Source organism: Rhodococcus sp. 11-3 (genome assembly GCF_023704055.1).
GTDB classification, from domain to species: Bacteria; Actinomycetota; Actinomycetes; order Mycobacteriales; family Mycobacteriaceae; genus Rhodococcus; species Rhodococcus aetherivorans.
In genome coordinates, this window is record NZ_CP080406.1 from 1,309,819 (window position 1) to 1,321,867 (window position 12,049).

Consider the following 12,049-nt stretch of genomic DNA (forward strand, 5'->3'; position numbering starts at 1 on the left):
ACAGAACGTACTGTCTGCAATCCCGGCGCCGTTCGTCGTCGCAGAATTGTCTCCCGGAGGGGCAAACATGGGCTTTCGTCGCGTAATCGCAGTCGAACGCAAGGGCGCGGCCGTGCTCGTCGCCGACGAGCAGATCGAGAGGCTGGACGCCGCCGGAATCGACCCCATCTGGCGAACCGACTCCGATCCCGAGGTCCCCAATTCCGGTGAAGTACCGGACGCCGTCGGATTTCCGGATCCGGGCGGAGTGTGGGTGATCGGCTGGGTGCTCGAGCCTGGTCGCATCGGCGACAGCGACAACGGAATCGTCGTCATGGACGACGAGGATCCGGGGTTTCATCGGACGGATTCCGTGGACGTGCACGTCCTTCTCGAGGGTTCGCTCGTGCTCGAACTCGACGACGGTGTGGAGATCGAACTGAATCCCGGCGACACGGTGGTGATCAACGGGAACAGGCACCGATGGCACAACCGAGGAGAACGGACCGCTCGGGCCATCGTCACCATCTGCGGCGCGTCACGCAATGACCGACAGGAGAACTGAAATGGAATCGGCAACCGAGAACACCGGGTCGAACGTGAACTATGCGCCGGCTGCGAGGAAGGCTCCGCTCCGGTGCGGAGTGTTCCTTCCGCCGTACCACAATCCCCGCCGTAACCCCACGATGGCGATCGAACAGGATCTCCGCCATGTCGAGGATCTCGATCGGCTCGGTTTCCACCAGGTGTGGTTCGGCGAGCATCACAGCGGTGGATACGAGGTCGGTCCGTCACCGGAACTGATGATCGCGGCAGCTGCACAGCGCACCGAGCGCATCGAGCTGTGCAGCGGTGTCATCTCTCTCCCGTACCACCATCCGTTGATGGTGGCCGACCGAATCACGTTCTTGGATCACATGACTAGAGGACGCATCAGGATCGGTGTCGGGCCGGGCGCGCTCGTGGCCGACTCGCAGATGATGGGCATGGACTACAACCTTCTGCGGCCGCGGATGGAGGAATCCCTCGACGCCATCCTGGAACTGCTCGAGACACCGGGGCCGGTCGACCGGAAGACCGAATGGTTCTCCCTCGAGGATGCCCGAGTGCAGCTGGGCCCCTATTCGTACCCCGGCGTGCCGATCACCGTCGCGGCGGCGATGTCCCCGTCCGGACCCAAGCTGGCCGGCAAGTACGGACTCGGTCTGCTGTCCATCGGTGGCACCAGTGACAAGTCGTTCGAATTGCTCGAGCAGACGTGGGGTATCACGACCCACGAGGCGAACGAGCACGGTCGGACGGTCGACCGCGGTGACTGGGCGATCGTCGGCAACATCCACATCGCCGACACCTTCGAGCAGGCCGTCGAGGACACCCGGTACGGGCTGCGCGACTTCATGGATTACCGCCACGTCGTCACCCCGATGAAAATGATCGAACCCGGCGAAGAAGTCGCGCACGAGGAACTGGTCCGGCGCGTCAACGAGTCCGGATACGGCTGCATCGGCGATGCGAACGACGCCATCGACTACATCCAGAAGATCATCGACCGCACCGGCGGCTTCGGCACCTTCCTCGCGACAGCACACGACTGGGCCGACACCGAGGCCACCTCACGCATGTACCGCATCCTCATGCGCGACGTCATGCCGCGCTTCACGGGCGCCTGCGAACCGCTGCTGAACTCCTATCACTGGACCCAAGCGCGCAAGGACGGCTTCAGTGAGCGATTCGCGACCGGCATCAGCCAAGCGACGCAGGACTACGAGCGTGTGAAGAGCGCGCGGTAGTCGATCCGGCAAGACCCCGCTCAACACCGTTATCCGACAGCAGGAGAATCGATGACCTCACTCGACGGAAAAGTAGCAATCATCACCGGCGGAGCTCGCGGCCAGGGTCGCGCCCACGCGCTCACGCTTGCCGCTGCCGGCGCCAGGATCGTGGTGTGTGACGTCGCCGCACCGATCAAGAATGTGCAGTATGCACTCGCGACACCGGGGGACCTCGAGGAGACGATCCAGCTGGTCAAGGAAGCCGGGGGTGAGATTGCCGGCATGCAGGCGGATGTGCGAAGCAGTGCGGACATGAAGGCTGTCGCAGATCTTGCGGTATCGCAATTCGGAAGGATCGACATCCTGCTGGCGAACGCCGGAATCCACGATCACTGCGAGTCGACGATCGAGATCGAAGACGACGCGTGGCAGACGATGCTCGACGTCAACCTCACCGGAGCGTGGAAGGCGTGCAAGGCTGTCGTACCGGTGATGATCGAGGGTGGTCGAGGCGGATCGATCGTGATCACCTCGTCGGTCGACGGACTCGGCGCTTCTCCCTCGTGGGGGCACTACGGCGCCGCGAAGCACGGACTCCAAGGCTTGAAGGACACACTCGCGTTCGAGCTCGCCGATCACAACATCCGCGTCAACACGGTCAACCCCACAGGGGTCAATTCGCCCATGGCGGAGGGACTGTCGAAGGTGTTGCCACACGTGGTGCGGAAGTGGAAGCACAACGACCGCACGAATCTGCTCGACGTGATGATGCTCGAACCACAGGATATCTCCGACGCCGTGCTGTGGCTCGTGTCCGACGGCGCGAAGTACGTGACCGGGATCGACCTGCCGATCGACGCGGGCTACCTGACCAAGCACTGACCGACCGGACTTTCTGCGACACCCGCCCGTAGGGCGAAGGAGCGATATGCCGATTCACGAAAGCGGTGCGATCCGATGACACCGGGTCCCGGGGTGGCCCGCGAGTTCCCGGCCACCGTCCTGGCCGGTCCGTACGCGGACGGCCTGGACCTGCCGTATTGGGAAGGTCTGCGGGCGGGTGAGCTGCGGCTGCAGAGATGCGGCCGGTGTGGACTGTGGATCTGGGGACCACGCTGGATGTGCGGACAGTGCCGGGCGTTCGACCCGGCATGGGTCGCCGTGGAACCGGTCGGACGGGTCTTCTCGTGGTCGCGGACCTGGCACCCCTTCATCCCGGAGCTGGCCGGCGAACTGCCGTACGTCACGGTTCTCGTCGAGCTCCCGCACGCCGGGGGGCGACGAGTGCTCGGTCTGCTGGCGGAGAACGACGATGCGGACATCGCCATCGGTGACTCGGCTGCGGGAATCATCCAGCAACCTGCCGACTCGCCCTGGCCGGTGCTCCGCTGGCGCCTCGCGAGTACTGCGAACGGGACCGAACGGGGAGACGAGCGATGACCGGCTCATTTCTCCGCGGTGCCGCAGCCGTCGTGGGCGTCAGCGAATTCCACTACAAACGAGGCGAATCGCCCGACAGCGAACTTCGGATGACGTTGCGCGCCATCGTCGAGGCTGCTGCCGAGGCCGGGGTGTCGCCCCGCGAGATCGACGGCTTCGTCTCGTACGGCGGCGGTGACAACGACGGGACCGTCGTGGGTGCGTCACTGATGTCGCACCGGATCCGCTGGTCCACCATGATCTGGGGTGGTGGCGGTGGTGGTGCCGCCGCGGCGATCACCAACGCGGCGGTCGCTATCGCAGCGGGCCAAGCACAGTGCGTGGTCGTGTACCGCGCCATGGCACAGCGGGATTCCGGCCGCCTCGGATATGCCAAGCACCATTTCGACGGTCACATGCTCCCGCACGGAGTCGGATCCCCCGCCCAGGCCTGCGCACTGCGCACCCAGCGGATGCTCGAGCACGACGGCGTCCCGGAATCCGCGATGAGGTCCCTGGTTCTCGCCGACTACAAACATGCGCAGCAGAATCCGGCTGCCGCGGCGTTCGGGCGTCCTCTCGACGAGTCGACCTACGAAGCCTCGCGGATGATAGTCGAGCCGTACCGGCTCTACGATTGTTCTCGTGAGAACGACGGAGCCGTTGCTCTGATCCTCGTCGCTGCCGAGCGCGCCGAGAAGCTCCATCCGAATCCGGCCTACGTGCTGGCCGGCAGTCAGGGCGCGGTAGGGGGCTACGCCGTCGACACGGAGAACGATCTCGACTACACCTCGGCGGGATTCTCCGGGGCGGCGGGGGTCGCGGAGAGTCTGTGGGCAGATGCCGACCTCGGTCCCGACCAGGTCGATGTCGTCCAGGTCTACGAGAACTTCAGTGGTTCCGGGGTGGCCGCGCTGATCGATCACGGGCTGTGCCCACCCGGCGCCGAAGCCGGCAAGGTCATGACCCTCGAGAATCTGACGGCTCCGCACGGACTGCTCCCGGTGAACACCAGCGGGGGCAATCTCGCAGATTCGTTCGTCAACGGGATGGGGCTGGCAGTCGAGGCCGTGCGCCAGGTGCGCGGAAGCTCGGCAAACCAGGTGCCCGGGGCGAAGGTGTCCCTGTTCATCGGCGGGCCCATGGCCGCACTCTCGAGTTCGGTACTTCTCTGCACGCGCGACGTGCTGTGAGCTGAAAGGAAGCAGGACATGAGCACCGACACCGACACCGACATCGATGGCGTCTCGATCGCCCAGCGGATCGTCGGGGCCTGGGAACTCGTCGAGTACTCGACAACCTCCGATACGGGAAAGGTCGACTACCCGCTGGGTCCCGAGGCTCGCGGACTGATCATCTACTCGGCGGACGGGTACATGTCGGCACAGATCATGCGTTCCGGCCGAACCCTCTACCGGACGCGCAACGTGCACAGCGGCGAGATGGGCGAACGAAGCGAGGCCGCCGGGGGGTACCTCGCCTATTCGGGTCCCTACCGTGTCGACGAGGACAACTCCGCTGTCTGGCACGAGATGGCGGTATCGCTGTTTCCGAACTGGATCGGCGACGACCAGAAGCGGTACGTGCGCTTCGAGGGTGACGTGATGACCCTGTCGTCGGATCCGCTCGTGTTCCGCACCACCACGCTGTCTCCGGCACTGGTCTGGCGACGGATCACACCCCGCGCGGTACGGACGGCGCCATGAGCCCGATGCAGCTCGTTCCTGCAGGCGAGATCCGGGTGCACATCGCACCGGCCAGATGAGAGGACGACACGTGTCGACTCGAGTGGACAGCAGCACCGGCCCGGCAACGGACACTCGGGCGCTCCGCGACGTCTTGGGACATTTCTGCTCCGGTGTGACGGTGGTGACGGCGATGGTAGGCGACGAACCGGCCGGATTCACCTGTCAGTCGTTCTCGGCGCTGTCGCTGGATCCGCCCCAGGTCCTGCTGTGCCCGAGCCGGCGTTCGACGAGCTGGCCGGCGATTCGTACCGCCGAGACGTTCTGTGTCAACGTACTTTCCTCGGGCCAACACGCTCTCAGTGACCGCTTTGCGAAATCGGGGGGCCGGAAATTCGACGGAGTGCGGTGGCGCCCGGCCGAGGGCGGCGCGCCGATCATCGGCGGGGTGGCAGCGTGGTTCGAGGTGGCGCTGGCTGCGGAGCACGACGGTGGCGATCACCTCATCGCGGTTGCCGACCTCCTCGGCTTCGGGTCCGATCCGACCACGCAGCCACTGGTTTTCCATCGGAGTCGATACGGCGGGGTTGTGGAACTGAGTCTCGGGTCGATCGAAAGGGGGACGTGATGGGACGACCGGCAAAGCCTCTGATCAGCCGGAGTTCGACGATCGCGGCAAGCATCGAGATCATCGACACCGAAGGTATGGCTGCGTTCAGCCTGCCGCGCGTGGCCAAACACCTGAACGTGAAAACCTCCTCGCTGTATCACCACTTCGCCGATCGCCGTGAGCTCATGACAGAGGTGGCGAAGGAGCTCATGACCGGGGCCACGGTGCCCGAGTATTCGTCGGATACCGACTGGGTGGAATGGTTCGTCGAACTCAGCCTCAACTACCGCGACGCGATTCTCCGCCATCCCAATGCCGCTCTCGTGCTGGTGCAGTTTCTTCCGCGCGACGTCCTCACGAGAACGTACGAAATGTGTGCCCGAATCCTCGAGGACGGGGGCGTACCGGCGCGCCTGCACGTGGTGATCCTGGACGGACTGGAGAAACTGGCACTCGCCACCACTCTGAGCGATCTCATGCGCGACCCGGTCGGCAGCACGGAGGTCTTCCCGAATGTCGACGAGCGGAGACACCCGACGCTCACCCGCGCGCTGGCAGCCAACCGATGGTCGTCGCGCGAGCTCTTCGTGGTAGCGATCCGAGGATTCCTCGCCGGTGTGATGGGTGTGGCCACCGCACCGGTGAGCGACGAAGGTCTGCGGGACCTCGTCGGATCGTAAGCGGTAAGCCGTTGCTTCTTATGCCTTCTCGGTGACGAGCAGCTCGGTGTACCGGTGAATTCTGTCAACTCGATGATACGGAGTAAGCCATCGTGACCCTTGATCTGTACGTGGACGGCACGTGGAGTGCCTCCACGAGCGCGGAGCGTATCGACGTCGTCAACCCGACCACCGAGGAACGCATAGGGGATGTCCCCGCCGGGGCTGCCGCAGATGTCGATGTGGCGGTGGCTGCCGCGCGGCGGGCCTTGGAGCAGTGGTCACAGACCGCGCCGCACACGCGGGCGGAGTTCGTCTCGCGTCTGGCCGACGAACTGGAGCGGCGACAGGAGGAGATCACCGATATCGTCGTCGCCGAGGTCGGCACCCCACGCAGGGTGGCGCGTTGGGCCCAGATCGGACTGGGTATCGTCGACCTGCGTGAGGCCGTGACCGCGGCGAGGGACTTCCCGTGGGAAGAACAGCTCCGCAACTCCCTGATCGTGCGTGAGCCTGTCGGGGTGATCGGGTGTATCACGCCCTGGAACTACCCGTTGCACCAGATCACCGCCAAAATCGGGGCTGCGCTCGTGACCGGGTGCACGGTGGTCGTCAAGGCCAGCGAGGTTGCCCCGTTCACCGCCCACGCCCTGGCGGAAGCGGTCGACGCTGCCGGAGTTCCGGCCGGCGTATTCAATCTGGTTCACGGGTACGGTCCGATCGTCGGCGAGGCCATCGCCATTCATCCGGACATCGATATGGTCAGCTTCACGGGATCGAACTCGGTCGGCAAGCGAGTCCTCGAACTGGCCGCCGGGACAGTGAAGCGGGTGTCGGTCGAACTGGGTGGAAAGAGCGCCGCTGTGCTGCTCGACGACCTCAGCGACGAGGAGTTCGGTAAGGCCGTGCCGCACACCGTGCGTGCCTGCTACATGAACGGCGGACAGTCCTGCAATGCGCAGACTCGTTTGGTCGTACCGCGCTCCCGCCTGGCCGAGGCGGAGAAGCTCGCCGCGAAGGCGGCCGCGGCATATGCGCCCGGCGATCCCGCCGACGGCGACACGAAGCTCGGACCCATGGTTACCGCATCTCAGCGTGAGCGGGTCCTCGACTACATCCGTGCCGGCGTCAAGGAGGGCGCAAAGCTCGTCGCCGGGTCGGTCGACGCACCGGCCCGTACCGGATTCTTCGTCGAACCGACCGTGTTCTCGGAGGTGGACCCGGACAGCACGATCGCTCAGGAGGAGATCTTCGGTCCGGTGCTGTCGATCATCGCGTACGACACACCCGAGCAAGCGATCGAGATCGCGAACGGCACGATCTTCGGTATCGCCGGCGCTGTGTGGTCCGGCGACCCCGAGCGCGCGAAGTCGGTTGCGCGCAGGATGCGTGCGACGCAGATCGAGGTCAACGGTGGAAAGTTCAACGGCGCTGCGCCTTTCGGCGGATTCAAGCAATCCGGCCTTGGGCGTGAGGGCGGGGCATTCGGCCTCGAGGAGTTTGTCGAAATCAAGAGTCTGCAGCTCTAGCGACGTTCTTGCGGGGACCGCCGCGGTCCCGCGAAGGAGTGAGCACGATGGTCTACACCGATCTTCCGTACGACGAGGCGACGAAAGCGGGTTTTGCCCGGGCGTTGTTCGATCACCTCGACCACGACACCACCGATATGGCGCCGGAGATCCTCGAGGTCGATCCGCGCGTCTACACCGATCCGGAACTGGCGGCTCGCGAGCGCAGAGAGCTGTTCGGATATGTGCCGATCATCGCGGCGCACAGCACCGAATTGCCCGGCAACCACGACTTTGCGACGGTCCAGTTGCCGAACAACGAGATTGTTCTCGTTCGGCAGGCGGACGGTGGGGTTCGTGGGTTCGTGAACACCTGCCGGCATCGAGGCGCCCGGCTCGTTCCCGAGGAGAGGGGTTCGAAGCGCATCTTTTCGTGCCGCTACCACGGGTGGGCGTATGGGAGCGATGGCAGTCTGCGGTCGATCGCGGACGAGCCGACGTTCGGTAGGGTCGATCGTCGCTGCATGAGCCTGCTGGAGGTTCCGGTCGAGGAGCGACATGGTTTCGTCTGGGTCGTCGACTCCGCCGCGGGTGATCGAACGATCGACATCGCGGAGTGGCTCGGCCGGGAGTTCGACGAGTCCCTCGCCGCCATGGAGATGGACAAGTACCACTGCCATATCGCCCAGAACTTCGATGTGGACATCAACTGGAAGGTCTTGATGGATGCCTTCCTCGACGGCTACCACATCACCTCGACCCACGCCGGAACTGTTGCGCCGTACTTCTACAACAACGCGCAATCCTGGGAACCCATGGGCAGGCACGGACGAATGGTCACGGCACGCAAGAGCATCGACACGGTGCGAGGTGTCGCGCCCGCGGACGCCCCGATCGACCGGCACATCACCGTTGCGCACTTTCTGATGCCCAATATGTCGGTGCTGCGTCAACCGGATCATCTGGAGGTGCTCAACTTCGTCCCTGCTCCGGGCACGCCCGTCGGGGCTCGGATGCAGATGCGTCTTCTCACTCGGGAACCTGCCGTGACGGACGAGCAGAAGGCGCGGTGGGACAAGAACTGGAACATTCTGATGGCGGTACTTCGAGAGGAGGACCTCGTCGTCAACGAGGGTCTGCAGAAGGCCGTTACGAACACGGACATCGGACCGATCTACTTCGGGCGAAACGAGATTGCCAATCAGCATTTTCATCAGTGGATGGCGCGTGCGTTCGAGGATTCGAGGAAGTGGGGCTGAGCTCCGAAGTGCTCATTCCGGGCTTGTCGCCAGTACCGATAGACATTAGATTATTGCCCGTGTGATGCAGGGCATACCGCGGTGGTAAAGAGCGTCTCCCGCAGCCCCGCAGCCCCGCACCTCGACGGTCGCGATGGGCTTGCAATCGAACGATTCTGCCCCGTTGTCGACACACGTCGACAACCGCCACTCGCGCGTTCGTCGGCATCGAACCCAGATACCCCACAACCCGAAGGAACCAACATGTCGCAGATCTCCGGCCCGGGGAAGGAAAGGGCCGTCTCGGGTGCCCGATCCGTGGTCCTCACCTGCTTGGCCATCACCATCCTCGATGGTGTCGACCTCATCATGTTCGGCGCGGTGCTTCCGACGTTGCTGGAAATCGAACAGTGGGGGATCACCACCGCCTCGGCAGGGTTGATCGGCAGCTTGTCGCTGTTCGGAATGATGGCCGGCGCAATGCTGGCCGGCTACCTCACAGACCTCGTCGGCCGGCGACCGATCGTGCTCGCTTGCATTGTGAGCTTCAGTCTGTTCACCGGGTTATGTGCCATTGCGCCGAATCTCGAGACCTTCGGCCTCTTCCGGTTGCTTGCCGGCCTCGGCTTCGGCGGAGCCCTCCCCACCCTGATTGCGCTCACCCAGGAATACGTCAAGGTAGACCGACGGCAGTTCTACAACGGCGTCATCCAAACCGGTTTTCCCATCGGCGGGTGCGTGGTCGCCATCGCCGCCATCTTCATGATCCCTGCCTTCGGCTGGGAATCGATGTTCGCAGTGGGTGGCCTCCTTGGGGTCGTGTTGTTCGTCATCGCATACCGAAGCCTGCCCGAATCGATCGCTTTCCTCGTGAGCAAGGGCCGGCACGATGAGGCCCGCGCGTTGACGCAGCGTTACTCGGTTGATCACGGTGCCGAATCCGGCCTGGCCCTGGAGGAGTCGAGAACCGCGAATGCCGGTTCCAAGTCGGGTCTCAAGCTCCTGTTCGCACCCGGATACAGGATCGCGACGATCATGTTTCCGCTCATCACCTTCTTCGGCCTTCTCGTCTCGTACGGCATGAACACCTGGATTCCTCAGATGCTGAGGGCCTCCGGCTACGATCTCGGGTCCGCGTTGACGTTCCTGCTCGCCTTCAACATCGGTAGCGGGTTCGGCATGGTGGTCATCACCGGTCTGGCTGATCGATTGGGATCGCGTCCGGTGATCTCGGTGAGCTTTGTCGGGGGAGCGATCGCAGTGTCCGCCCTGACCCTGCAGCCGGCACAGGCACTCGTGTTCGGGTTGGTTCTGCTGATCGGCTTCTGTGCGTCCTCCACGACGGGTGTTTACGGATTCGTCGGGGTCTTCTACCCGGCCGCCGCGCGTGGCACAGCGCTCGGACTGGCGGTGGGGCTGGGCCGGTTGGGTGGTGTCTGCGGGCCCATTCTCACCGGAATGATCATGAGCTCTGCGCTCGGAGCGGACTGGGCCTACTACGCCTTCGCGTTCGCTGGAGTGGCTGCCGCAGTGCTGGTGTCGTTGGTTCCCCGAAGGACCAATGCCATGCATCGGACGGACGCGCCTGTCGAAAAGGCCGCGGAGCCTGCCTGATCGATTCCGAAACGTGAGGGGGCTGGGGGACGGAGGCGCGCACGTAGCCTTCGTCTGCGACCCGAACTTCGCGACGTTCCTGCTGTGTCGCACTGGGCGGCTCTATCGACAGCAGGCGACCGGCATCAGGGCTCCGGCGGTTGTGTAACCTACGTACGTTAGATATTGTGGTGTGATGTCGCCCACATCCGGCCGGCGCTCCCGAGTCTCTCGGTCGACGAGGGCGGACAGGGGTGTCACCGACCGTACCGATGGCGCAGAAGGGCCGACCGCTATGAGAATGAAGACGAGATTGACCTGCCCGTGTGGAACCGTGGTCACGGGCACGGATGAAGACGACCTCGTTGCGAAGGCCCGGTCGCACCTGAGCGAGTCACATCCCGGAATGGAGTACTCGCGCGATGAGATTCTCTTCATCGCGTACTAGCAGTGTCGCGTACCGGCAGTGTTTCGCCAATGGTCAAGCGGCTGTTCATCAACGACATCGATGCGGTGAGGAGTCGATTCCCGCGCAAGGGTCCTCGACACGTCGATCCGGCTCGGCTGATTTACAAAGAACGATTGACGTATCACTTCTCATGTATGTAAGATGAATCACATAACGGTGCGAACCCTGTAGGGAAGTCGCCGTCCTCCAGCATCTTCCATCCCTCTGTTACATGTTCGAGCTGAGGAGCTTTGATGAAACTCGAAGGTAAGGTCGCGCTGATCACCGGTGCCGGGTCCGGGTTGGGACGCGAGGCGTCGCAGTTGTTCGCGTCGGAGGGCGCGAAGATCGCGGTGGTCGATATCGATCCGGAGCGTGCGAAGGGCACGGTCGAGTTGGTCGAGCAGCAGGGTGGTTCGGCGATCGCGGTCACCGCCGATGTACGCGTCGAGCAGCAGGTGGTCGATGCGGTGGCGGCGACGGTGGCGGCGTTCGGCAAGCTCGACATCGCGTGGGCCAATGCCGGGATCGTCTCGCGCGGTGGTGTGCCGTCCGTTGCGGGCGGTGAGCAGGTCGAGTTCCAGGATCTGACGGACGCGGACTGGCAGGACGTCATCGGGGTGAACCTGTCCGGCGTGTTCTACACCGCGAAGGCGGCGGTGCCGGCGTTGCGGGCCAATGGTGGCGGTGTCATCCTGGCAACCTCGTCGGCGGCGTCGTTCGTGGCGTACCACAGCATCGCAGCGTATTCGGCGACGAAGGCCGGTGTGAACGGGATGGTTCGCGGTCTGAGCCTGGATCTGGGCAAGTACGGGATCCGGGTGAATGCGATCGCCCCGACGCACGGGATGTCGCCGAACTTCCTGGCGCCGGCCGGTACTCCGGTGGTGGGGCAGTCGTACGAGGAGGTCGCCGGTCCGTGGGACCCGAGTGTCTCGCCGATTCCGCTCAAGCTCAATCGTCCGCCGTCGCTGAAGGACAATGCGCGGGCTGCGTTGTTCCTCGTGTCGGACGAGTCGGCATACATATCCGGTGTCACCCTGCCGACCACCGACGGCGGCACCTTGTCTCGTGTGGCGATGATGTTCCCCGAAGACGGGAACAACCCGCCGCCGATGGTCACCGGCGAGGAATGACG

The 12,049-nt window shown here is 64.2% G+C and carries 13 protein-coding genes; all 13 read left to right on the forward strand.

The annotated features are described in order from the left end of the window. Positions 1-67: 67 nt before the first annotated feature. Positions 68-544, forward strand: a complete 477-nt coding sequence (locus tag KZJ41_RS06125) for a cupin domain-containing protein (RefSeq protein ID WP_006936304.1) — start codon at positions 68-70, stop codon at positions 542-544. Between the two features lies 1 nt (position 545). Further along, positions 546-1,769 (forward strand): LLM class flavin-dependent oxidoreductase, encoded by a 1,224-nt coding sequence (locus KZJ41_RS06130; RefSeq protein ID WP_006936303.1) that lies wholly within the window; start codon positions 546-548, stop codon positions 1,767-1,769. 51 nt (positions 1,770-1,820) lie between these two features. Beyond that, positions 1,821-2,633 carry a mycofactocin-coupled SDR family oxidoreductase gene (locus KZJ41_RS06135; RefSeq protein ID WP_006936302.1) on the forward strand — a complete coding sequence of 271 codons (813 nt, stop codon included), beginning with the start codon at positions 1,821-1,823 and terminating at the stop codon, positions 2,631-2,633. 75 nt (positions 2,634-2,708) lie between these two features. Continuing rightward, positions 2,709-3,191 (forward strand): Zn-ribbon domain-containing OB-fold protein, encoded by a 483-nt coding sequence (locus KZJ41_RS06140; protein ID WP_029541633.1) that lies wholly within the window; start codon positions 2,709-2,711, stop codon positions 3,189-3,191. Beyond that, positions 3,188-4,363, forward strand: a complete 1,176-nt coding sequence (locus KZJ41_RS06145) for a transporter (protein WP_043799815.1) — start codon at positions 3,188-3,190, stop codon at positions 4,361-4,363. The genes KZJ41_RS06140 and KZJ41_RS06145 overlap by 4 nt, the downstream gene beginning before the upstream one ends. Positions 4,364-4,381: 18 nt before the next feature. After that, a complete protein-coding gene (locus KZJ41_RS06150; protein WP_043799817.1) occupies positions 4,382-4,876 on the forward strand; it encodes a lipocalin-like domain-containing protein in 495 nt (164 codons plus the stop codon). Positions 4,877-4,946: 70 nt separating this feature from the next. Then, positions 4,947-5,483, forward strand: coding sequence for a flavin reductase family protein (locus KZJ41_RS06155; RefSeq protein ID WP_043799818.1), 537 nt, complete (start codon positions 4,947-4,949; stop codon positions 5,481-5,483). After that, positions 5,483-6,145 (forward strand): TetR/AcrR family transcriptional regulator, encoded by a 663-nt coding sequence (locus tag KZJ41_RS06160; protein WP_043799821.1) that lies wholly within the window; start codon positions 5,483-5,485, stop codon positions 6,143-6,145. The genes KZJ41_RS06155 and KZJ41_RS06160 overlap by 1 nt, the downstream gene beginning before the upstream one ends. Before the next feature lie 92 nt (positions 6,146-6,237). Beyond that, positions 6,238-7,653, forward strand: a complete 1,416-nt coding sequence (locus KZJ41_RS06165; RefSeq protein ID WP_251550362.1) for an aldehyde dehydrogenase family protein — start codon at positions 6,238-6,240, stop codon at positions 7,651-7,653. A gap of 47 nt (positions 7,654-7,700) precedes the next feature. Then, positions 7,701-8,891, forward strand: coding sequence for an SRPBCC family protein (locus KZJ41_RS06170; RefSeq protein ID WP_006936291.1), 1,191 nt, complete (start codon positions 7,701-7,703; stop codon positions 8,889-8,891). A gap of 243 nt (positions 8,892-9,134) precedes the next feature. After that, positions 9,135-10,484, forward strand: coding sequence for an MFS transporter (locus KZJ41_RS06175; RefSeq protein ID WP_206003465.1), 1,350 nt, complete (start codon positions 9,135-9,137; stop codon positions 10,482-10,484). Positions 10,485-10,764: 280 nt separating this feature from the next. Continuing rightward, positions 10,765-10,911, forward strand: a complete 147-nt coding sequence (locus KZJ41_RS06180) for a DUF1059 domain-containing protein (protein WP_185713938.1) — start codon at positions 10,765-10,767, stop codon at positions 10,909-10,911. A gap of 254 nt (positions 10,912-11,165) precedes the next feature. Continuing rightward, complete coding sequence (locus KZJ41_RS06185) at positions 11,166-12,047, forward strand: SDR family NAD(P)-dependent oxidoreductase (RefSeq protein ID WP_251550364.1); 882 nt, start codon at positions 11,166-11,168, stop codon at positions 12,045-12,047. Positions 12,048-12,049: the final 2 nt, after the last annotated feature.